This is a genomic window from Dysgonomonas termitidis (assembly GCF_042654545.1).
GTDB classification, from domain to species: Bacteria; Bacteroidota; Bacteroidia; order Bacteroidales; family Dysgonomonadaceae; genus Dysgonomonas; species Dysgonomonas termitidis.
On sequence record NZ_JBHSGN010000072.1, the window covers coordinates 32,255 to 57,069 of the forward strand.

Sequence of the window (24,815 nt, forward strand, 5' to 3'; positions counted from 1 at the left end):
ATTGTTTATTATCTACAGAAAAAGGCTGCTAAGAGTCTCTGATTAAATAATAGTTCTCTCGCCTTTTTTGTGTGGTTGCCAAAAGTCGGAAATATTACAATTCACTCAATATAAATTGTTTAAAATTAGTTTTATGTATCAGGAATTCAAAGAAGTAGTAGCGCACAGCGCAATGGAGCGAGAACCCATTTCAAAAAACCGCGTCAATCCGAAAAACGTGAGGAGTAGGGTGTGTTTCATGTTGTTGACAGCAATGTTATTTTTGTTTTCAACGGCAAATGTATCGGCTCAAAATCAAAGTGTGAAGTCCCAAGTGGCGAAGCCGGATGTTATCACATTGCTAAACGGTGATGACATTAATGCATCAGTGCAAAAAGTTGGCGACACTGATATTGAGTACAAGAAATGGAGCAATAAGAACGGACCAGCTTACACATTAAAGAAATCAGAGATTTTTAGAATTTGCTATGCAAACGGGGAGAAAGATGTGTTTTTCAAAAAAGAAGAGCAGGCTGTTGTTGCACCCAATCAACAGCAAACAAACCCTCTACAATCAACAAACGCTTCACAGCAAACAGCGACAGATGCCCAATCAAATGAATATGTTGAGATTAATGGTGTAAAATGGGCTACCCGCAATGTTGATGAACCCGGAACATTTGCGGCAACTCCTGAGAGTCCTGGTATGTTCTATCAATGGAATATTAAAGAAGCAATTCATCCATCAGGAAAAGGGGGATATGTAGCAACAGGAGGCTCTTCAGCGAAAATATGGGACGAAGGTAAAGATCCCAGCCCAAACGGTTTCCGTGTTCCAACAGCAGACGAACTGAAAAGTTTGCTTGACACTGAAAAAGTAACTGGTGAATGGCTAATTCAAAATCATCAGTATGGGTACAAATTCACAGACAAAACGTCAGGAAATATCATTTTCTTGCCTGCTGCAGGTGCTTTACAGAAAGGTAAGAATACCATCGCAAATACGTTTGGTGACTACTGGAGCAGTAAGAAAAAGAATTTATTAATGGTAAACTTTCTCCAATTTTACAAAAAAAAGGCAGTAGTAAAAGGTTTCGGATACGTTGGTATCGCGATGCCTATACGTCCTGTTGTTGCCGAATGATTTTCGTTGTACGCCCACGTCAGGTACACGCGACTACAAATGCAAGTCGAGCAGCAATTTTAAAACCTGCGGGAACTTCGAAGCGAAAATGAGAGGTACAAATTATAAAAACAAATAAAGAAAGGAGAATAAATTATGAATTATTCGAAAGATACAGAAAGTTATGAACGCGCTGTTGCTGATGCAAAGAAAGGCAACTATAATGATGCTCTTGATGTATTGAAAAAACTGTATCAGGATGACCCTGGTAATAATGTTTTAATTGAAACAGCATACATAATATTTCAAGTAAAAAGTATAAGGCGGTTATTTATTTTCGCTATTGTTTTTGCCGTTATTGTAGCTGTTTTCTTTGGGTATATCTCCTCTGGTGGCACCGATATTTTTAGCGGAATCTGGCTAGGTTCTGGTCTCGGTTGTGCTGCGGAACATTATTGGAAACATGGGGAGTGGTGGGATGACGCGAAGAATGATTTTTCTAAATTCATTAGATGGATTTTATTCTTTATATTTCTCTTTGGAGGACCTGTTACTCTGCTTATAAGGTATTTGCTCAAGAGGAAATACATACAAGAACTGAAAAATTTATAAATCACAGAGTTTAGTTTCTTGCCGGAGTGTAACGAGTACACTACATTCGGCAGGAAACTAATCATACGAACAAAAGAAAGTAGGAAAATTTATGAACTCAAACATAACAAACGGCAAACTCACCCTGCCTAACGGCGGGAAGTACGAAGGTGAAATCATTGATGGCAAGCCGGTCGGCAAAGGCGTTGTAAAATTCGACGACGGCGAAACCTTCGAGGGAACATTCCTTAACGGTCGTCCGCACGGATGGTGCAAACGCTCGTGGGCTGACGGTATGTATATCGAAAGCGTGTTTGAAAACGGCTCGTCTGGCGACGAAGGCAAAGTGTATCAACCCGGCGTAGGTTTGTGTGAAGGTACTATCTATGGCAGGGGAAAATGCAGAATAGAGTACAGTAGCTGTAAGATGCCCGAAGGCTCATATTATGAAGGCGAGTGCCTTGATATGAAGCCCGACGGGTGGGGGAAAAAGGTGTTGGAAGGATGGTCTGAAACGGAGGGCGAGTGGCGCAACGGAGAGTCGCGCGGTTATTCCGTTAATATAGAGAGTGATGCTTTTGCCGCTCAAATTGGCGCAAAAACCGGATGGACAGGCGAGGGCATTATAACCCAAGGCGCACAGCGACAATGGTGGATTAGGACAGGTTCGGATATGAATAATGGAAAACCGACAATAATACGTGCCTCCGACGAGAATTTTGATATTCCGCAGGAAGATTTGCCCTTAAGCACTAATGCGCAGCTCTTTTTGGGGTTTATTGATATGTATAAAAAGAAAATCAGCGGATTAGAATCACAAATCAATGAACTTGCAACAAAAGACCAAAAGTTAGTTGCAGAATTTAACTCACAGTCCTCAAACGTTAATCATTTGCAGGATGTTGTTACTTCTTACGATAATGAGATATTGAATGCGGAAGATGGCAGTGATGAAGAGGATATGGCTTCTTTCTATGGAAACCTTTCAGAGCAAAATTTGGCAAGTTCCGTAGAAGAGTTGAATACTTTGCGCAGTCAGCACGAGCAAAATGTTTCCCGTTATAATGTGCTTAACGGAGAATGTGATTTACTGGAGAATCTTCTCACTCAACCGATAGAAAAGAAAGCGGAAGCGTATTATGAATGGTTAGTTGAAAGACTAAACGCTGCAAAATCTGCGGAAGAATACTCCGCTTTGGCAAATAAATTCAGCGACATAAGCGAGCACAAAGATTGCGCCACGCTTGCCGACAAATGTAAACAACGTGTAAATAAATAAAAAGAAAGGAGAAAAAATATGTCAGAAAATCAACTTATGGACAAACTCGTTGCGGGATACAACGATATGTGTAAAGAGTTGGAATCATTAGATTCTGAAATCAAAGAATCAGAGTCCGAAATTGACGACCTTGTAAAAAAAATAAAGGACTGGCAGGAGAGTTATGATAATTATTCTCGGATAAGGAAAGGTGCCGCTTATGGAACTTTGCAATACGAAATGGCTGATATGGCAATGAAGAAATTATTGCCTGAAATCCACAAGATGCAACACCACCGTGATGACCTTGTAAAAGAACACGATAATCTTGTAAAAGAACACGATTCGTTGAAAGAAAAACTTGGTAATACTCCCTCTCTATCAGCAGAAAAGAAAGTTGAAGCGTATTATAATTCGTTATGCAAACAAATGAACTGGTCTGCAAAATCCGAAGAGGAATACACCGCTTTGGCAAATAAATTCAGCGACATAAGCGGGTATAAAGATTGTGCCGCGCTTGCCGAAAAATGTAAAGAGCGTGCAAAAGAAGTGCATTATAATTTGTTGGTTAAAGAAATGCAGTCTGCAAAATATAGTTCAACATACTTCGTTTTGGCAAATAAATTCAGTGCTATAAGCGGGTATAAAGATTGCGCTACACTTGCTGAAAAATGCAAAAGGCGTGCAGAAGAAGTGAGAATAATAGATGAACTTGACAAGGAATTAAACACAAAACTTAAATCGCTTGACAATGACATAGCAGAATTAAAAGCAGAATTAAAAAAGGAAGAAGACGATTCTTCTTGGCGGGTTTTATGTGCCGGTGGAGTTCTCGGTATTATACTTGCTCTAATAGTTAAGGGAGGTGTAGGTTACGCGATACTTGGTGGCGTAGTCGGTCTTATCATTGGTTTTATCATTGCTGTTATCATTTGTGCTATTTTGGATTCAAAAAACAAGCCAAAATTGCAAGAATTTGAAAATAAAAAATCCGCTCTACGCTCCGAATACGAGAAGAAAAAGGAAGAAATAATAAAAAACTATCAATCATAATGATTACAGTTTATTTTATGAACGGCGGTCAAGCCGGCTATATCAGCGGTAATAACTTTTACACCACGAGCGGCAGTCAGGTCGGTTACGTCAGCGGTAGCAATGTCTATGAGATGAGCGGTCGGCAGGTTGGCACTGTGTGTGGCAATAATATCTATGCTATGGATGGTCGGCAAATTGGGAGTGTCAGTGGTAACACTGTTTATGCTGTCAGCGGCAGGCAACTCTACACTGCCAACGGCGCATCCACCGTGCAGACAGGTGCGGCAGGGCTGTTGCTGTTGTGATAACCTATGCTTCCGCACAATTGTTCGGTGCGTTGCGTCAAAGACTGACATACTCCCGTCCTCCCATCTATCAGGTTTCACAATCCGTAACACAAAGAAGGCTCCGTTTCAGGAGCCTTTCTTATATAAAAAATCAAACGTTCCATACTCCCGCACCTGTGGTACCCACCGAATGTTTCCACTGTCTACTTTGTACAGGTTTGTCCAGAAACCTTTAGAAAATATGATAATAACGCATGGTCTATTAAAGGGAAATAAATACTATTTTACCTTTTGATTTATATATATTTAATTATTTGATATATAGTAATAGAATAATTAAAAGTAACAGCATATTTTACATAAAATAGATATAGTAACAATTATTTCAATTTTCAAGTAACAGATAGGTAACAAAAGTAACAAGAAAACGAAGATATGATTAAAAAAATAGAGTTATGCTAGTTCGGCATATGTGTATATAACTATTTGTATATATGTTTATTAATTTTAATTACGGCATTTTAATTTTTTTGAAATTTTTTCAGACAACTTTTAAGGTAACAAAGGTTACACTTTTTCTAGCTATTACTTTTTACCCTCTGTGTAGCCTCCCTTTGGGGAGGTTGGAGGGGCCATTCCAATCTTTCAAAGAACTATCAGCTGACAGCTAATCAGCTATATACATAGATAAAGTTTTTAATATCTGATTCGCCTTGATAACATTTTTCAGGCAAGCGCCCTTTTCAGATCGCTAATTAAGTCCCCGGCATCTTCCAGACCTACAGATAATCTAAAAAGTCCGTCTCCTGCAAAATCATTCCATGATTCCAGTTGCTGAGGAGTTGAGAATTTAAACGAAGTTTTTAATAATTCATTGCTATCCAGATAAAAGATCAAAGAACGATGATGACCGAGCGAGACTGCATAATGAATTATTTGTAGTCTCTCCACAAATTTGCGGGCCTGTGACCTTCCGTTATCTATCTGGAAAGTAATAATTCCCGAGAAATTTTTCATTTGCCTCTTTGCCAGTTCATACTGAGGATGTGATGGCAAACCCGGATAAAATACACGCTTAACTTTCGGATGTTTTTCCAGATATGCTGCAATTTTGAGAGCATTCTCCTGATGAACCCGCATACGAAGAGGAAATGTAGCTAAGCCTCTTAATATCAGCCATGCGTTAAACGGGCTCAATACTCCGCCAAAACGGATGGCTGTCTTTTTCCGTAAAGGAACCAGATTTTCTTTACTACCCAGAATGACTCCGCCCAAAGCATCACCATGTCCGCCTAAATACTTGGTAAGTGAATGGATCACAAAATCGGCTCCCAGCGCCAAAGGTTTCGTAGCAGCAGGTGTTGCGAATGTTGAATCTACAGCCAACTTCGCACCCGCTTCCCGTGCAATTTCCGCCACGGCGGCGATATCTGTAAGGCGTAGCAGGGGATTGCAGGGAGTCTCTATATATATCAGGCGGGTATTTGATTTGACAGCCTCTTTCAGAGACTTCAGGTCGGAGGTATTCACTTTTGTGATTTCAATGTCTAACCCGGGAATCATTTCATTCGTCAATTCAGCAAGGGCTGCATAGGCTACATCACTTACAATCGCATGGTCTCCGGCCTTCAGTAAATGGAAAAGTAATGCGACGATAGCACCCATCCCGCTTGCAAAGGCAACAGCCGTTTCGGCTCCCTCGCAAATAGCCAGTTTTTCCTCCAGTTGATGAACGGTAGGATTACCCCAACGGGAATAAAGCCATGAATCATTTTCGTCAAGACCTTCAACGGAAAATCCGGCGTCGGCATCTGTAATAAAAGTTGTGGACATTATTAGATTCGGGGAAGAAGCTTTAGTCACAGGATCGGGAAATTCCCCTCCATGAATTGCTTTGGTTTGCTCTCCCGCATTCAGTAAAAAATCAGATTCTTTAGACATATTCTTCTCTTTTATGTTACTCCGTACTATATTTTCCGGATGACTTTAATACCAGCGAAGTTATATCCTTTATAAAAAAAGAAAAATACCATGTTAGTGGTATTTTCCAAATGAGAACAAAAATCTCTGTCTATAAATATTTCTGAAACCACCGGGTAATTTCGTCCAGGCGTTTGATCCGGTTTGTAGGTTTCCCTGACCGGGATAATTCATGGTTTTCATTGTTGAATATTATCAGGCGGCTCGGGACTTCAAAATATTGAAGGGCATAATACATCTGCACACCTTCAACCAACCAGCATCTGTAGTCCTGATCGCTATGGAGGAACAACGTTGGTGTATTTACCTTATTTGCATATTTCAGGGGAGACTGTTCCCATAGTAGCTCACTGTTTGTCCATAGATTATGACCGATGTATGATTCGGTAAAAGTATGTCCGATATCACTCGTGTTGCTGAAGGAAATCCATGAAGAGATGCTCCGTTGCGAAGCCGCCGCTTTAAATCTATTGGTATGTCCGATTATCCAGTTGGTCATATATCCGCCGTAAGATCCCCCGGTAACCCCCAAACGTTCTCTGTCAATAAACGGAACCTGTTCTATCGCTGCATCCACAAAAGCCATGAGATCGTTATAATCTACAGAGCCGAATTTACCACGCAGATCAGTAAATGCGTTTCCCCTCCCATTACTGCCTGTGGGATTGGTATATAGAACGGCATAACCCTGATTTGCCCAATACTGCATCTCGTGAAAGAATACTGTCCCATAAGTTGCTTTCGGGCCTCCATGTATATTTAGTATAGCCGGATATTTTTCGTTCTTCTTATAATTGGCCGGAGGCAGAATATAGCCGTTTAGTTCCCGTCCATCTTCATTTCTGAATTTTATTTCTATAGGTTTCACAACATTATGATTCTCAAACAGGGCCGTATTAATGGAAGTAAAAAGGGAAATCTCTCCTTTACTGTTGAGAAAATACACTTCTTCACCCTGTTGCTCTGCCATGGCTACAACCAGAAAGCCATCCTTATATGGCACATAATCGTTTATAGAGATATTTTCCGGCGAACGAACGGATATAGAGGTGTCTTTGTTATTTATGTGGATAAGTGGAGCCTGATCTATCACAGTTGAAACAAAATTAAACCCATCTTTATCAAATGTAATTTTGCTACGGCCCCCCGACTTGATATCAGAGCCGATACTATTGCCTATCGCATACAAATCGCCGTCATATATTCCTTTAATATTCCCTGATGACAAATTCAGACGATAAAATTCAGGATTCTCCTGTTTATTGCGTTCTAAGCTGCGATTGACCAGAACAACAAATTCATTATTGTCCGCAAACTGGATTTGGGAGTAAACGGCTTTATTGAACAAATTCCATTCTTTTTTCTCCAATGTTCCGGTATTCAATGATACCAGACTGTTATCTTGTGAAGCCTTCCTCCGGTATGTTTTACGGATATAAACCAGATGCTTCTTATCGGGACTAAGTTCTATGTCGGAAACCGTTTCCAGAGAATCTGAAAGGTCGGTGATTTTTCCTTTATCATAATAATAAAGGTGGGTACGGGTTCCACTGATATCACCCTGACCATTCGACCAAAAGGGTAATTCATCGAAGATACGATACCTTCCGTTTTCTTTTATGTCTTTCAGCACCTCCGTCCGGGATTCTTCTTTCGGAACCAACCGATAAGAAGCTGTAAAAAAGAAACGGTTTCCGTCTATTAGCCGGATATCTTTTACAGCATAAGGCAACCGCAGCCATTCTGTTGCTTCCTGATAACCTTTGGTCAATTTCTGAAATATTGTAAGCCGCTCTCCTTTCTTTAGTCTTTCTTTGTCCTTTTCATCGCGTATACTTTTGAAAATAATAGTATCATCAAGAAAAAAGTAATCGGAGACATTTTCTGAAGATGTCAATCTTAACTCCCTTCCATCCACCAGCTGATATAAGTCACTCCGGTATGTGTCTCCCTCTAAATCCGGCTGACGAAGGATAAAGAATATATCTCCTTTATTTTCTTTCAGATTAGAGATGCTCCTAACTTTCGTAAAAAAGTCGATGCCGACCGGTTCTTTGCCATAGGCCGAATATCCGTAACCTGCATAAATAGGAAAAAGAAAGACAGTCAGCAATACAATGGTATAAATTCTCTTCATATTTTTCGAATTAATTATAAAAATTGGAAGTGCCTGCAAGAAGCACTTCCAACAAATCCACAATCTGGATTTACCTAATTACCTATTTTAACTATACGGCCTTCTATTGTTTGTTCATCCTTCAATAAATTGTATATCGGACAAACTGCTTCTACGGCATCCCGCAACACTTTTATTTGTTCGTATGTTGCCGGAGATTTCACATGCACAGTATAATGAATCCCATACGGATAGCCGGGGACATTCTCAAAACCACTGCGCCCGGCACGAATATCGGAGGTGGCTTTTACATTCACTTCCAGCGAATCGAGCGGAATCTGGCGGGCAGCAGCCTGAATCAGGAAAATATGAGTAAGGCAGCTTGTCAACACGCCTAACTGATGTTCCTGAGAGGTAGGTCCGAGATCGCTTCCTCCCAGATATGCAGGATTGTCGTGCAATATACGGAACTGGCGGATCTGAAGCTGACGGACACCATTATTGTTTACTGTAACCACCAGACTATTACGGTTCTCTTTATTCGCCAGCGATGGATTCTTCTTTCTCTCTTCTTCCCGTTTCTTACCTTCTTCCTGAAGATGTAAGTACGCAGCACGCTTATATTTCAGATATTCACGGAGTCCGGGCTGCCCTCCTTCCGGTATCACCAGCTTATCGGGAGTCCGGGTATAATCAATTTCTCCGGTCACTACCTGCGGCTTTAGGATAAAATTGAATATCGGAGAATTTGCTTCCGCGCCCTTCCGTAATTCTTCCAGTTGCTTATCATCCGCCGATGATTTTATATATGCAGTATAGAGGAAGTTACGGGGATAATTTACTTTATTTGTAGGAGCGGCATCCGGGCGATTTATAATTTCGATTCTTAATGAATCGACAGGTATATTTCTCAGAGCTGCCTGGTTAAGGTAGCTATCTGCCAAGTCACTGGCTATGATCGCAACCTGCGATTCAGGTGAACCCGGCCCTACATTGTAACCCGCAAAGTCTGTCCCGCTATCGCTTATGATCTGGAAGCCGCGGATACGCATTCTCCGTAAGCCCGACCTCTGCTCTGCCGTGGTACGGGCTTCTAATGTCACAGCCTGTAATTCCTCACTTGGCAGGCTTTGCAATTTAATGAGTGCTTCCCGCCTGCTGAAAAGATAGTTACGCAATGGACTGGCATTCTGTTCAAATGTCTTTTTAACCGCATCTTTTACAAATACAGAACTGGGGCCTGTATTAGCATTATCGGTCTGTGCATCAACTGATGTTGTTCCAAATACGGAAAGTATAATAATAGCCAATATACTTATCCGTTTTTTTGTATCCTGTGAATAGATTTTCATATTGCTCTTTTTAATGGGTTTCTATTATATAATTTATTTATTCGAATCCGGCATAAGGATTTGCACCGGTCTTCGATTCGTTATAACCGTCGTATCCCCAGTTCTGCCATAAACCTTCAGGATTTATATTCCGTTGGGATTGAGGTATAGGAAAACGGTAGTTTTTGAGGCTTACGGAACTTTTCTTGTAACTCTCGTCTAATCCCGATTCCTTTAAGGTCCTGACGTAAATTCTCCATCTTACCAGATCGAGCCAATGGCTTTGCTCATAGGTAAGTTCAAACATCCTTTCCTGCTGAACCGCTTTTCTGAAGCCGTTGTAATCAAGCCCTGCCGGCAAATCGTCCGGAGATGTCTGATTTAGAGGGAAATGTTCGAAAGCTCTTCTCCGCACCTGGTTTATTGCGTCATAAGCATCTGTTGTCGGTCCGTTATTCAGTTCATTGATTGCTTCGGCTTTTACCAGCAAAATATCGGCATAGCGTATGATAGACCTGTTGATATTGCGGTTACTGGCCGATCCCAACGGGTCGCTGGCGTCGATATATTTACGATAGCGGGGACGGGTGAATGTAAAGACTGAATTTGTAGCAGGATTATACAATTCTTTGGCGTATGTTCCGCTTTTTCTCTGGTCACGATCGTCAAAAGCGTCATAATATTTATTATCCGAAATAAGTACGTGAGGAGTAGAATTACTGAAACCACTCGAAAAAGCACAATGGGCCAAATGGTTTCCTCCGCTACCGTCGGTAGCAGTACCGGAAGCATGCTGAGTTGAAAAAATACTTTCTTTCCCGTTCTTATTATTTACATTCCAGTTGTCCAGAAAATCTTCTTCCAGTTTGTATCCTGTTACACTATTGGCTGCGTCTACAGATTTCCGGAATCTATCTTTGCGGGCTGTGTCGCCCCCGCTTTCAGATGTTTGTGCCCATACCAGATATACTTTTGATAATAATGCATAAGCGGCGCCTTTGCTCGCCCTGCCTTTATCGCTGTCTGCATAACTGCTTACGTCCGGCAGATTATCCGCAGCACTTTTCAGGTCGTCTTCAATCTGTGCATACACCTCATCTATCGACGCGCGGGTCGTATTTTTTCCATCAACATTATGTAAGACAAGCGGCACTTCTCCCCAAAACTGTACTGCATAATAATAGTAATATGCCCGCAGGAACCTGGCTTCGCCGATAGAGCGTTTCTTAATGGATTCTGAAACGGTTTTGGATTCCGACAATTTATCTATGGCATCGTTTGCGCTTGTAATGCCTACATAAAAAGCAGTCCACACCGATGTCACATAACTATTGGTCGGCTCCCACTGTATCAAGCCTAATAATCCTCCGCCACTGTTCGGATTCTCCCCCGAAACAGTAGTTTCGGTGGTCAGATCTATCATGTACGCCAGCGAAGTGCTTATGCCGACATTCGGCGTATAAATCCCGTTGGTAAGGGCTATGGCGTCCTCATCCGTTACGGGAAAGTTTCCGCCCATCAGTTTGCCTATGGGCGTCACATCAAGACTATCGCTGCATGAAAGAATTGTCACCGATAATATTAAGGTATATAATAACTTCTTCATCTCTTTCTGATTTAATTATTTTATAGTAAGCTGTTTAATAAGATATATTCACGCCAAAAGATATTGTCTTCGCTGTGGGGTATGCTCCGGAATCTATACCGCTGGAAACTTCAGGGTCGTATCCTTTATATTTGGTAAAGGTCAATAAGTTTTGCCCCGTTGCAAAAATTCTGAATTTTGTCTGAGGAGCCTTTGTTATTTTCACAGGAAGGACATAACTCAGAGTTATATTTTTCAGACGTAAGAAAGAGGCATCTTCGATATAGCGGCTATCGAGCCATGTGGCCGATGTGACAGAGGCTTTAGCAATTGTGTTGGACGGATTCTGCGGCGTCCACCTGTCACGGAGTGTAGCTAATACATTGTAGCTGGTGGATGGTGATTCCAGCTCCTGCCGGAGTTGATTGTATAGCTGATTACCTTTACTACCCTGAAAAGCTGCAAATAAGCTCAATGATTTATATCTCAGTGTGGTCGAAAATCCGTAAGTGAAATCAGGTTGAATAGAACCTAAGACAACTCTGTCCTCATCCTGAGTAACTTTGCCGTCGTTGTTTTGATCGACATATTTTACATCACCGGGCTCAACACTCGTTTTCCAGCTCGGCGCAGGCACTTTCGAAATATCTGTTCCGGTTTGTACTATTCCATCGAAGACAACACCATAGAAAGAGCCTAAAGATTCCCCTTTCTTTATGATCGTATTGCCGGACAGGAAATAATCCAGATTACCGATATTGGTGACTTCATTCACATTTTTAGCAATATTGGCAGACAGATTCCATTGCAGGTCTTTCTGATCTATAATGCTGCCTGTCAATGCAAGTTCCACCCCTTTATTCGTAACATTGCCCACATTCATAAGCATGGTACTGAATCCTGTTGTTATTTCCACAGGCACATCCAGCAGCAGGTCGCTTGTCTTTTTATAATAAATATCGGCTATAATGCCTAATCTGCGGTTAAGCAGATTCAGATCAAAACCCAGATTATATTGCGATGTTTCTTCCCATTTCAGGTCGGGGTTTTCAGCATTAGCCCTGCCGTAAGCCGTAACGAGCTGATTATTGAAAGAATATACCTTTGTAGAGTATGTCGCTTCATATCGGTAGTCGCCTATCTCCTGATTGCCGACAACCCCGAAACTTCCCCTCAGTTTAAGATCATTGATGACCTTATTATTTTTCAGGAAAGGTTCTTCGCTGACGTTCCATGACAAACCGATGGACGGAAAATAACCCCATTTATGATTTTTTGCAAACCGGGAAGAACCATCCGCCCTGAATGTTCCGGTAAGATTGTACCTGCCGAGGAAAGAATAGTTGACCCTTCCCAGTACCGAATTGAGGATAGATTCCGAACCGCCAGAACTTGGAGATAAGAGAGTGGCGCCTCCCTGCAGGTTATGGTAAGACAATTGTTCGTTAGCGAAATTACTGGCCGATGCTATCGCGTATTCTATATCGGTGGTCTGGGTCGTATAACCGGCCAATATATCCACATAATGGTCTTTATTCAGCTTCTTTGTGTAATTGAGCGTATATTCATATTGCCACGAATCAAACCGCTTGTTTCCGATACTTCCATACCCTTTAGCCAGAAAACCTGCCGCAGCGCTGGAAGGCGCGAAAAAATTGAGGGTCGTATTACTCAGATTGGTTCCTGCGCTGACCTTAGCCACCAACGAGGGGATGATAGTATATTTAGCGAAAAAGTTTCCGATGACAGTATTATTTTTTGTCTGCGATGTAGTATTAACCAGATCCGATATTGCATTTACGGTACGGTCGCCAAATCGTAAATCCCCTTTTTCGAAAAGGTTATTGTAATTATAGCTTCCATCCTGATTATATATAGAAACTACCTGCGGTATCCTCAATACATAATCGAGCGAGTTTGAAACACCGTTCACATACAGTCCGTTATAGCTGCTCAATCCGCTTTGATCCATTTTACTGGCTGTAACATTCAAACCTACAGTCAGATTCGAGAATAAATCCCTTTCAAAGTTGAACCGTCCGCTATAACGCTTAAAGCCCGTGTTCAGCAAGATACCATCCTGATCGCTGTAATTACCAGATAAGAGAAACCTTGTCTTATCATCTCCGCCGCTTATCGAAAGCTGATGATTCTGGGTTGTCGCTGTGCGCAGGGCTGCATCCTGCCAGTTTGTACCTTCACCCAATTGTGCTACTTTATCAGCGGTAAGACCGGTTTCACTGATATTTTCGGCAGATGCGATTTCCAGATAAAGTTCGCCCCATTCCCGAGCGTTCATCAGATCGAGCTTTTTACGGGCTTGCTGCCAGCCGATAGAATATTGATATTCAATATTCGTCTTCCCTTTTTTCCCACTTTTGGTAGTAATAATAATTACTCCGTTTGCTCCACGCGAACCATAGATGGCCGAAGCGGACACATCTTTCAGCACCTCTATGGATTCAATATCACCGGGATTCAATGCAGCTAACGGATTCAATGCCCCGGCAGCACGGCTTATCCCGATATTGGCCGACGAATTGTCGTTATATATTATAACCCCGTCTATCACATACAAAGGCTCATTCCCTCCGTTTATAGAGTTTCCTCCGCGTATGCGAATGTTGGAAGTAGTTCCCGGCTGACCGGAGCTTTGGGATACATTCAAGCCGGAAACAGCCCCACCCAGTAATCCATCGAATGAAGTAGATAATTGCGATAACGCATCTTTTGAAACCGAAGAAATGGCCCCGGTAAGTTCTTTACGCTTCTGGGTACCATATCCAACCACGATTACTTCGTTCAGATAATTTAAATCTTCCGTTAAGGGAATAATGATCGGCCCGTTATTTTCATATACATCCAGTTCCTGCGATTTGAAACCCACAAGAGCCACCCTGATGGTAACAGGCAGCTGACCCGAAACAGGGAGAGAAAAGGACCCGTCTATATCAGTGAGACTACCCTGTGTGGTAGAAACCAATGCGACAGAGGCTCCCACCAGAGGCTCCCCGTTTTTTTCGTCTACAACTGTACCTTTTATTACTGTTTGCCCTATCATACTACCTGACAGCAATAGAAAGAATATGATAATGTAATAATACTTATTTACACGATACCTGTCTCTCTTATCGCTAAAAGAGCTAATTGTTTTTGCCATAATTTTTTAATGAATATCCATTGTAGCCAGGTATAGAAGGCTACAAGAAGTGTTTGTTTATAGATTGCTTAATTGAAGGATAATATCTTGCGCATTTATTAGTTCAGGAGTTCAGAACCTTTATAGTACAGTTCGGACTACCCCGGAATATATGCGGATATCAATCAGGGGAAATAAACCGATGGGTTTATTTTCGGAATAGTTAAATATAGGTTAACAACACATTCGCATGTGAAAACAAGAAGCCGGGCATTGATCGATGGATGATAATACATGTAGAGAATAAAACCGGGACAAATTCCTTTGTTCCTCATGTTCCCCTCCGGGTATGGAGAAGGCCTTAATGGTAATAAAATTTTTCATAGAGTCTTTTTATATTAGTTAATACTTGAATAACCTCATTCTCATATAGAGGTGCTTATTCCGGTAAATCCGGACTAAGATTCTTTTTATCGGTGTAAGTTGATAAGGCAGGCGTAAGAGTTCCGTCGCTGGTTATATTATGGGCATACCGGAACTCTCATTTATTCTTTTAAAACATCAGAGATTACATCATTTCTTCACTCTGTAATCGAGTGCCGGCTTCCGGTCTCCCAATAACGGTGCGTACCTGAAGCCATTTCCCCTGCGGGTATCGAATTCGGCTCTTATCTCCTTTACCAATCCGGGATTTGTGTATAATTCTATAGCCGAAAGGCTGAACACTTTAGCTGTATTTATCAGCGATTTTGTTCCTATTGTAGAACCTCCCGCCGCTACATTTTGCCAGCTATGCCCCGCACTTCCCGGTACAAAGGTCGCCGTATTGAAACTTACGGTAGGAACTACCCAGCTAACATCACCCACATCCGACGAGCCACCTCCCAGCGAAGGTTTTTCGTCTTCCAGAGGCTTCACCGATTCTGCATCTTTCAGTATGCTGATATCTTTATTCAGTCCCTTTACTATTTCCTCGGCAAAGGCCTTTTCACGTGCGTCATAATGCACGCCACCCACTATCTCGAGTTTACGCTGTACCAGTTCCGACAGTTTGCGGTTATTCAGACGCTCATAAAAACCGGATACAATTTCAGACTTAACTTTTGTCTGTGTCCCTAAGGCTGCACCTTCGGCTGCCTGCCCTATCCATTCCACAAGGTCTTTGAGAATCTCCCTTTTCGGACTCCGTATGTAATAGGACACTCTGGCATAATCGGGTACTACATTCGGGGCTTCGCCTCCATCGGCTATAACGTAATGTATCCGGGATGACATCGGCACATGTTCGCGCAAAAGATTGACCATATAATTGAGTGCTTCTACGCCGTCTAAGGCAGACCGGCCCTTATCAGGACTTGCCGCGGCATGAGCGGCTACTCCAAAGAAGCTGTAGTCTATCATTTGTATGGCTGTTCCCGTATCGGTTGTAACACCATTCCCGGTAGAAGGATGCCAGTCAAGGACGACATCTACGTCATTAAACAATCCGTCCCGTACCATGTAAACTTTACCGCCTCCTCCTTCTTCGGCAGGTGTACCGAATACTTTGATTGTACCTGTGTGTTTTTCTGAATCAAGCCATTGTTTTATAGCGACAGCCCCTGCGACTGCTCCTACTCCGAATGTATTGTGACCGCAACCGTGGCCGCTCCCTCCTTCAACCAAAGGTTTACGATAAGGGACTGTATCCTGCGATAACCCGGGCAAAGCATCGAATTCGGCCAGTACAGCTATCACAGGATACCCTGATCCGTAAGTGGCGACAAATGCGGTAGGCATGCCGGCAACTCCGGCCTGAACTGTAAATTCATTCTCTTTGAGATGGTTTTGTAGCAAAGCTGAACTTTCCGTTTCGAGAAAACCCAGTTCAGGATTACGCCATATCGTTTTCTGTAGTTTATCATACACAGAGAAAGACTTGTCCAGATAGTTAACGGACACATTGTTTAATGGGGTATTCTTTTTAATTTTCTGGGCAGATACAGTGACAGCTAATGTTGTCAGTGCTATTACCAACAATACTTTTTTCATTTTATTTCTTTCGTTTTATATCAATACAGGTCTGATCTGTTTTATCTGAAGCTATTGTATGCATTTATATTATTTCCGAAAACAACAGCGTTAACAAAGGTGCGGGTAGTGGCATCCCAAATACCTCTGAAAAGCGGGTCTTCAGCGAATAATACAATATTTCCGGAGCCTTGTCTTTCTGCTATTATCGAAGCCGATCCTTTCAGATTGCTTAACTGTGAAGCGGAGATATATCCATTCAGGAGCGGGGTATCTGAATAAACTGATACCGTAGCTGACGGATTCTTCGACGGAGCCAGAAAGAGGCTACTCTCACGAGTAACAGGTAAAGACACATTCGTTAACCCAAACGCTAAAGGATGCTTCAGGTTTATCTTTGTTTCGAATACCGATGTCGGAATTCTGTCTCTTTCCTGTGAAAATTGTTGTTCTGATTGTTTTTGCTGGAGAGAATCGGTCTTCAATTTCTGTAATTGTGCTGCACTTATTCCACTATTTACAGCCCATCTCGAAGCAGAGTTGATTGTAATCAATGTTCCTCCGTTGCGCACCCAGTTTTGCAAATCCTGAATTCCCTGTTTCCCGAGAAATGAATAATCACCTCCTGCCAACACAATCCGGTTAAAGCTGTTCAATGGAATTCTGGGAAATACGTTGTAATCAGCACGGATTAACTGATAATTCAGTTTCTGGTCGAAGAGATGCCAGACTTCTCCGGCCTCGGTAGAAGATATACTGCCCCCGGTGACAACCAGCACCTTCGGCCGTTCCACTGTGCGGAAAGCGCTGCTACCCAAATCCACCCCTTTTACACTATAGCCTGTAGAGACGGGTATTATCTCCACATCTGAGGCGACCGCCAATTTCTGTAATGTGGCATATAATTCATCCGGGCTTATAGTCTGGTTGCTGACAGGAATAAGCAGGCTTCCATAAGAGAAGTCTTTAGGTCCGTTCCCGGTTTGTACAGAAAAAGGGCTGAATGACGTCTTTACAAGAATGTTTTTTGCTAATAATTGGAAAAGCAGATGCTGGCTATGCGAATCCCTGTAATCTACAATGTAAGCATACTGTGATGTAGAGAATGATGTATTTGCAGATCTCTCCAGTTTCTCAACCCTGGCTCCGCGAACAGCTTTTGTTATGGAAGCATGCGACAGTCCGGATGAGTAAGCAACCGAAAATCCCGCGCCGTAACCCAGTTTGGACGGATCGGTATAATCTTTGGTTTCATCAAATATAATATTGACCAACGCACTGTTGGGTTGCCCGAGTGGAACAATGTATGATTTCCCTTTTTCGTATTTTACCTTATCCACCGTTATGTCCTCCTGATTTTCATATACTTCGAGGCGGTGGTCAAGTAACAGCTGAACAAACTTATGCAGGCGCGAAATATCATAACCATCTCCTACTATAAATGACTTGGAACTGTCTTTTCCTGTACGCGACACATCGAAAAATTCTTTCTGCAGGTCGAATAAGCTGTTTTTGTTAGCATTAGCGGCATCAACTGTAGCAATACTCGACACCAGTTGGTTGCGTACAGTAAAAGCAAATGTAACGATCCCATTCTCAGACTCCTGATGTATGCCTCTCGAAGAACCTTGTTCGAATAAAATACCCACAGCCCCGTTATAATCAGGGTATGTAGACCCAAAGGTTGGATTCTTATTATCGTAAGACTCTTTCGTATAGTAAAACGAACCGATTTTATCCAAAGCCTTTGAGTAATAATCAGCAAATAAACGGTTCAACTTATAAGTGGTTTGCGGAACAAAGCGGCTCTCATTTCCGTCCGGATCGGTGGGTTCGAAAAAGAATGTGCTATTTGTACCCATCTCATGATGATCGGCCTGTACATGCGGTAACCAATCCTGATAATGTGCAACCCGGGCTTTGCTTTCGGGATGGACAATATTAACCCAGTCGCGGTTCAGGTCGAACCAATAGTGGTTCCCTCTTCCGCGCGGCCATCCTTCAGTGTGTTCCCTGTCATACTGCGATGTATTATAATCGGTTATACTTGTATTCGAATTTACCCATGATACAAAACGTTCCTGTCCGTCAGGATTGCGCACCGGATCAATAAAGTAAATTCCATTTTCGAGCTGTTCTTTTACAAAATCGTTTTGAGCGGCCACATAGTAATATGCAGACAATAGAGCAGCCTCCGAACCCGAAGTCTCATTCCCATGAACGGTACTTCCCAGAAAAACAATTAACGGAGTATCCGGCTTCTCCCCTTTTCGGGCTTGCTGACGTGTCTCTTTGTACTTGTCTATATTCCGGATATTCTCAGGAGAAGAAACAATCAGCACATATAGTTTACGGTTTTCGTATGTCCGGCCTATCTCCACCAGCGAAACACGGTCGGAAAGGGAAGCGAGTTTCTCAAAATAAGCATTTATCTTATAATGTTCCGTAATACGGCTGCCTATTTCATATCCGAGAAATTCTTCGGGAGAAGGTATTTTGCTGTCGAACTGAACGGACGGATCGAAAAAATATGTGATTTTTTCCGCTTTAATACCTGTTACCGCCAATAAATAAAGAAAAAAACTGATAATGATGGTCTTCATAGTGTTCCTTTATACTGATTAGTTCAGCAAATCATTTAATGTCTTTCCTAATTCTTCACCTCTTATATTTTTAGCGACTATCACCCCATCCTTATCTACAAGCAGATTGGATGGAATCGCCCTTACCCCGTATAATTTAGCAGGCTCACTATCCCAATACAGAAGGTCTGAAACATGCGTCCATGTCAGGTTATCTTTTTTTATAGCTGCCACCCAGGCTTCTTTACTTTTATCCAGTGAGACCGCAAAAACATCAAAGCCTTTTCCTTTATACTCATTATACACTTTCACAACATTTGGATTTTCTCTCCGGCAAGGGCCACACCAGGATGCCCAGAAATCGATGAGAAGATATCCTTTTCCCAGACGATCGGACAGCTTTACCGGATTTCCGTCAGTATCTTTAGCTGTAAAGTCCGGAGCCTGTTTTCCGACAGAAACTGACTCCAGTGTTTTCGTCAACTCTTCGAGTACCTGCACATAAGGAGTTTTCCACAATGAGGAATCAAGCAACTGGATATTCGTCTTGATCTCATCGGGAGATAATCTGTACGAAAAATCCCGATACAGAGCATATGCCGAAACCAGCGATTTAGGATTCGCTTTAATAAATTCATCTATCTTAACCCCTCTCTCTTTTTTATAAGCTACAAACAAGTCCTGCAGCGCGGAACCTGTGACTACGCTATTACGGTAATAGGATGATGAATCCAGTTTTACAACAACAGGATCTTTGTCAAGGAACAGAAGCAATGAGCCTTTGGCCGTATCTAATGTCAATCCATATATTTCCGGCAATTGCACATTTTTCGAAAAACTGAATTGTCCGTCTACAACATCAGCAGAATCTATTACGCGATACATTTTATTTTCAAACTTCTGCAAATATACTTTTCCCTCCGAAACCCCTTCTACACTACCGTTTAAGGATAGTCCCTCAGGCTCTCCGGTTCCACAGGAGAATGTGACCAGAGATATTAATATTAATAGGATATACTTCTTCATTTTCAGTTATTTAAGTTGGGATTATTATTAATTTCATTTACCGGAACAGGAAACAGATAGTACGGACTATTCGGAACTAATGCCGTTTTATCAGGAAATGTCCATACATAATGGCCCTTTATAGCTATTACGTTCCCTCCCGGCAGAGCATATGTTTCTGTTGATTCTCTTCTATCGGGGGCTATCTGCAAGCGTAGAATATCGGGTAGACGAAATCCTTCTCCCCAAAGTTCGCGGCGACGTTCGACCAGAATTTCGTCTATCAATTGACTCTCCGTATAATCCGATGCGGAAATCTCTTCCAGGTTCCTTTTCACGCGTAATTCGCTCAATGCCGTTGCAGCTCCCGTAAGATCATGGTTACGGGCTTTTCCTTCAGCTTCTATAAGTACCATTTCTGATGAACGCATTAACGGAATATGACCGGACTGATCTGATTTATTGATAAATTTCTTGTATTTATACCAGCGGTACATCGGGTCGGTCTCTTTTGTAACAAGTTCAAACAATGAGAATCGTACATCCTGGAGGCTGAATAATTTCCTGAAATTCGGATCAGGCATAATACTCCGGTAACCGGTAGCCGGCGTCACATCGAGATACGCGAAATACGAGGCTCCTCCCAAATTCTGATCAGCTGTTTGAGGATGTCCCCATATCCATTCCACATTACTTACATCATTGAAGCCCTGTGTATATTGGCTCGCTTCCATTACCGGATAGCCGCTCCGGGCTTCAGCCGCATATTTTGCAGCCAGCTCCCATTGCCCTGTAGTGAGATAGGTTCTTGCAAAAAGACCTTTTACTACATTAATATCGGGACGGTTTTTTACAGAACGCCTGAATCCGGTGAGTAATTTTTCCGCTTCTGTGAGATCGGAAATCACACGTTCATAAACTTGCTCTACCGTAGCTTTCGGATTAGGAACGGAACTTGGCACGGTCGGCTCTGTATATATAGGGACTGCTTTAGCGTTCTTATCCTTCAAGTATGTGAACTGATACTGACGGACGAGGTTCAGGTAAACGAAAGCACGCAGCGCATAAGCTTGTCCCTTCAAATACTTCTTTTCTTCATCCGTACCTTGTGCTGCATCTACTTTTGCAATGATATTGTTTGCATTATCAATTATTTTATATTGCAATGTCCAGAAGAAAAGAGCGCGGCGTGTCGTATTATCATACGGATCACGATAAGGATAAGAATCCCTGTATCCGTAAACTCCGTCACGGGCTATAGCATCTTCACCCATTACCTCCTGTGTGAGTAATATTGCGCCATACCCCGGATTATCCTGCGATGTGGCATTCTCCATCAGATAACGCAAAGTCCCGTTGACTACTGCATTTATATTAGATGTCGTGGAATATGTTTCACTTCCGGTCAGGTCGCCCGATGGCGAGGTTTCAAAAAAACTGTCGCTGCAGGAAACAAATAGTACCGATGAAACAAACAATATATATATAATCAATTTTGATTTCATAATCGTCCTTTTATTTATTGGTTATTATTGTATGCGTTAAAATATTATGTCTATTCCGAACGATAACGACTTTTGAGCAGGATAACGGTAAAATGTAACACCATCTACGGCCTGTTCCGGGTCCATTCCTCCATGCCCGAAAAATGTCAGAAGATTCTCAGCATTAGCTCTCAGTTTCACCTGTTTCAGCTTTGCATGTGACAATACGGATGCAGGAAGATTATAAGTAAGATTCAGATTTTTCAGACGCGCATATGTAGCATCATATAAGAAGCGTGAGGAAATCGAGTTCCAGTTTGTAGTTGTAGTCGTAAGACGGGGGTAATTGGTATTGCGGTTCTCAGGCGTCCATCTGGTCAAAGCTTCTTGTGTCCATGTCCGGCCCTGATTGTTGCCTGTATGGGCAATCATCACTTCGTCGAGATCGAGGACTTTCCCTCCAATGCTGTACGACAGCAGGAAAGACAGCTCAAATTGTTTGTACGTAAATGTATTTGTTATACCTCCATATACATCTGGTAATGAACTTCCCTGAAAATATTGATCGGCATCTGCATACACATTCGTGGTAGTGCGTCCCGATATCACCTTATTCCCGTTCGCATCCGTTACATATTCATTCTTGTACCATAAAGCATCGCCATTTTCGGGATTTATACCTGCCCATTCGCGGATAAAGAAATCATAGACAGAGCCTCCGACAATCATTTTCTTTGTAGATCCAAGCTGCCCGATAGCACCGGCGATAATCTCTTTTTGAGGAAGTTCTGTTATTTTATTCTTATAATGTCCGAAATTAAGGCTCACATCCCATCTGAGATCTTTGTTTCGTACAGGTACAACCTGTATTTGCCCTTCGATCCCTCTGTTTCGTAATGCTCCTATATTTGCATCTATTTGCCCGAATCCCTGCGATGGAGCAAGCGGCCGGCTAAATAAAAGATCCTTTGATTTGCGTTCATATATATCTACCGATGCCACCAGCCTGTTATCAAACGCTGCAAAATCAATACCGAAATTGAGGTTAAGGTTTGTTTCCCATTTCAAATCCGGGGTTGGAAGTCTCGAACTGATCAATCCCGCTTGTCCTAAACTATTGTAAATAGAGTATAAATCCTGATAGGCGTAATAAGTACCGAGATTATCATTCCCTTGCGCTCCATAACTTGTACGGACGGTCAGATTGTCTATCCATTTTACAGGAGCCAGAAAATCTTCTGATTTTGCATTCCACGAAGCACCGACCGACCAGAAGTTACCCCAGCGCGAATCTTTGCTGAACCGGGATGAACCATCGCGACGAAAGCTGGCCGATAAATAGTAACGATGCAGATAATCATAATCTATTTTACCTAAATAACTCGCTAATTTATAGTTATCCGCTGCTCCGGTAAAACTGTTCAATAATGAAGCTGCTGCCGGTTCTTCCTTATCGAGAAAACCGAAGTTACTACGACTTCCCGACAAAGAGGATACATTATAAACATATACTTCGGGACCCGCAAGTATATTTATAAAGTGCCTGTCTTTGACATTGAAAGTATAATCCAGAAAACTATTCACCGTATAGCCGACAGCCCTGCTGGAACCTTTGCTTACAGAACCCCCGTTACTGATACCGGAGCCATAGGCAGGATTGGTGTATGAATGACTGGTACGTGCATTGTAATCAGCATTGACGCTATTCTTCCACTTCAAACCTTCCAGAAATGTAATAGTTGCATTTGCCCTGACTGAAACTATATCTTGTTTGTTGTCATATTTATTATATTTGGAACTGCCTAAAAGATTGTTTCCTGTCGCTGCCGAGCTCGGACGGTAATTACCATAGTCATAGATTTTGTCACCATTCGTATCAAGGACATACGACCCATCTGCATTCCGTTCATAGATCGGGTATATATCCGCTACTAAACGTTGGAAATTGGCAAAGTTACCCTGACTGCTGTCTGTTTGCGGTGGAGCGCTCTGTTTACTGGTAGAAGCAGAGATTCCGAAGCCGGTCTCCAACCATTTGTTTACTGTAGAAGTTACATTCGCACGGGTGTTGAACCGTTCGAAATCGGAACCTATTATAAAACCTTTTTCATTCAGATAGCCTCCCGAAACGAAGTATTTTGAATTATCGCTCCCGCCGTTCACACTCAAATCATATTGTTGGCGTATACCGGTACGGGACAAGGCGTCAGCCCAACTGTCATTCCATAATGGCTCTGCTCCGGCCAAGATTTTTCCATCAGTGCCTACCGGCTGCGGATATTGTGAACCGAATGGATTTATCTTTAGTGATCCTACCAGTTCGGCCGATGCATACAAAGCAGCGTTTTCCGCCGACTTGCCCTGATCCAACTGGTTATTGCGAATAGCCTCCCATTGCAGTTCATAGTATTCTTTAGTTGTAAGCGTTTTGTAATCTTTAATCGCCCTTGAGGTAAATCCGATAGAGGATGAGAATGCAACCGTCGGCTTCTGGTTAGATGCACCTTGTTTGGTACTAATGATAATAACACCATTTGCCCCACGGGAACCATATAACGCACTCGCCGTAGCATCTTTCAGTACAGATATCGACTGTATATCATTTGCATTAATGGCACTTATGCTACCTGCAAATGGTGCCCCATCCACTACATACAAAGGAGTACTGGATGCATTAACAGATCCTACTCCCCGCAAAAAGATGGCAGCATCGCTTCCGGGCTGTCCGGCCGACGATACGGATTGAAGCCCGGGAATAGCTCCTTGTAAAGCCTTGCTGATATTCGTTACCTGCAATTTTCCTATATCTTTATTACCGATAACGGCAACAGCCCCGGTGTAGCTGGATTTTTTAGCTGTCCCGTAACCGACAACTACAACTTCATCCAGTACATTCTGATTTTCCGAAAGCAAGATTGTAATTTCTTCACCGGATTCATAGACATCTATTTCCTGCGTTTTGAATCCCAGAAATGAAACAAGAAGTGTAATCGGGAACAGCTTATTCTCCGACAACTGGAATTTACCATCATAATCTGCCTGAACGGCATTATTGGTCGACTTCACTTTTACCAGAGCTCCCGATACGGGAATTCCGCTGCGCTCATCCAATACTTTTCCTCTAATTACTGTTTGCCCCTTTGCCGGGAAAGAAAAGAAAAGCAGGAAAAACAGGGATAGATAGAGATATTTTTTCTCCTGTAAGAGTAAATTTTTACCCTTATATAATTGTATATTTGTCATGTTCTAATGCCTTTTTAGAATATTAAGTGCTTCTTTATCCGGCTGCAATTGGAAAGGGAAGCACTTT

General features: G+C 42.2%; 15 protein-coding genes. 5 read left to right on the top strand and 10 right to left on the bottom strand.

Features of this window, described 5'->3' with window-relative positions; genetic code table 11:
* Positions 1 to 133: 133 nt before the first annotated feature.
* The 5 genes from ACFO6W_RS11460 (at position 134) to ACFO6W_RS11480 (ending at position 4,291) form a co-directional block, all read left to right on the top strand.
* Positions 134 to 1,123, top strand: a complete 990-nt coding sequence (locus ACFO6W_RS11460) for a hypothetical protein (RefSeq protein WP_379996505.1) — start codon at positions 134 to 136, stop codon at positions 1,121 to 1,123.
* Positions 1,124 to 1,258: 135 nt separating this feature from the next.
* The gene (locus ACFO6W_RS11465; protein WP_379996507.1) at positions 1,259 to 1,714 is read left to right on the top strand and encodes a hypothetical protein; all 456 of its coding nucleotides are present in this window, start codon (positions 1,259 to 1,261) and stop codon (positions 1,712 to 1,714) included.
* Positions 1,715 to 1,805: 91 nt separating this feature from the next.
* A complete protein-coding gene (locus ACFO6W_RS11470; protein ID WP_379996509.1) occupies positions 1,806 to 2,972 on the top strand; it encodes an MORN repeat-containing protein in 1,167 nt (388 codons plus the stop codon).
* Between the two features lie 18 nt (positions 2,973 to 2,990).
* Entirely contained in the window at positions 2,991 to 4,004 is a 1,014-nt protein-coding gene (locus ACFO6W_RS11475; RefSeq protein WP_379996511.1) for a hypothetical protein, read from the top strand.
* Between the two features lie 17 nt (positions 4,005 to 4,021).
* Complete coding sequence (locus ACFO6W_RS11480) at positions 4,022 to 4,291, top strand: 5-fold beta-flower protein (protein WP_379996590.1); 270 nt, start codon at positions 4,022 to 4,024, stop codon at positions 4,289 to 4,291.
* Positions 4,292 to 4,999: 708 nt separating this feature from the next.
* Here ACFO6W_RS11480 and ACFO6W_RS11485 read toward each other — a convergent pair.
* From ACFO6W_RS11485 to ACFO6W_RS11530, 10 genes are all read right to left on the bottom strand, one after another.
* The gene (locus ACFO6W_RS11485) at positions 5,000 to 6,214 is read right to left on the bottom strand and encodes a trans-sulfuration enzyme family protein (protein ID WP_379996513.1); all 1,215 of its coding nucleotides are present in this window, start codon (positions 6,212 to 6,214) and stop codon (positions 5,000 to 5,002) included.
* Positions 6,215 to 6,344: 130 nt separating this feature from the next.
* Positions 6,345 to 8,390 carry an alpha/beta hydrolase family protein gene (locus ACFO6W_RS11490; RefSeq protein ID WP_379996515.1) on the bottom strand — a complete coding sequence of 682 codons (2,046 nt, stop codon included), beginning with the start codon at positions 8,388 to 8,390 and terminating at the stop codon, positions 6,345 to 6,347.
* Between the two features lie 74 nt (positions 8,391 to 8,464).
* Positions 8,465 to 9,721: an OsmC family protein gene (locus ACFO6W_RS11495; protein WP_379996516.1), complete on the bottom strand. Its 1,257-nt coding sequence runs from the start codon at positions 9,719 to 9,721 to the stop codon at positions 8,465 to 8,467.
* A 37-nt stretch (positions 9,722 to 9,758) separates the two neighbouring features.
* Positions 9,759 to 11,306 carry a RagB/SusD family nutrient uptake outer membrane protein gene (locus tag ACFO6W_RS11500; protein ID WP_379996518.1) on the bottom strand — a complete coding sequence of 516 codons (1,548 nt, stop codon included), beginning with the start codon at positions 11,304 to 11,306 and terminating at the stop codon, positions 9,759 to 9,761.
* 34 nt (positions 11,307 to 11,340) lie between these two features.
* On the bottom strand, positions 11,341 to 14,445 hold the full coding sequence (locus ACFO6W_RS11505; RefSeq protein ID WP_379996520.1) for a SusC/RagA family TonB-linked outer membrane protein: 3,105 nt from the start codon (positions 14,443 to 14,445) through the stop codon (positions 11,341 to 11,343).
* A gap of 552 nt (positions 14,446 to 14,997) precedes the next feature.
* On the bottom strand, positions 14,998 to 16,455 hold the full coding sequence (locus ACFO6W_RS11510; protein WP_379996522.1) for an amidohydrolase: 1,458 nt from the start codon (positions 16,453 to 16,455) through the stop codon (positions 14,998 to 15,000).
* A gap of 41 nt (positions 16,456 to 16,496) precedes the next feature.
* On the bottom strand, positions 16,497 to 19,037 hold the full coding sequence (locus tag ACFO6W_RS11515; RefSeq protein WP_379996524.1) for a M14 family zinc carboxypeptidase: 2,541 nt from the start codon (positions 19,035 to 19,037) through the stop codon (positions 16,497 to 16,499).
* A gap of 18 nt (positions 19,038 to 19,055) precedes the next feature.
* Positions 19,056 to 20,042, bottom strand: coding sequence for a redoxin domain-containing protein (locus tag ACFO6W_RS11520; RefSeq protein WP_379996526.1), 987 nt, complete (start codon positions 20,040 to 20,042; stop codon positions 19,056 to 19,058).
* Positions 20,043 to 20,044: 2 nt separating this feature from the next.
* Positions 20,045 to 21,526, bottom strand: a complete 1,482-nt coding sequence (locus ACFO6W_RS11525) for a RagB/SusD family nutrient uptake outer membrane protein (RefSeq protein WP_379996528.1) — start codon at positions 21,524 to 21,526, stop codon at positions 20,045 to 20,047.
* Positions 21,527 to 21,562: 36 nt separating this feature from the next.
* Positions 21,563 to 24,748, bottom strand: a complete 3,186-nt coding sequence (locus ACFO6W_RS11530; protein WP_379996531.1) for a SusC/RagA family TonB-linked outer membrane protein — start codon at positions 24,746 to 24,748, stop codon at positions 21,563 to 21,565.
* Between the last annotated feature and the right edge of the window lie 67 nt (positions 24,749 to 24,815).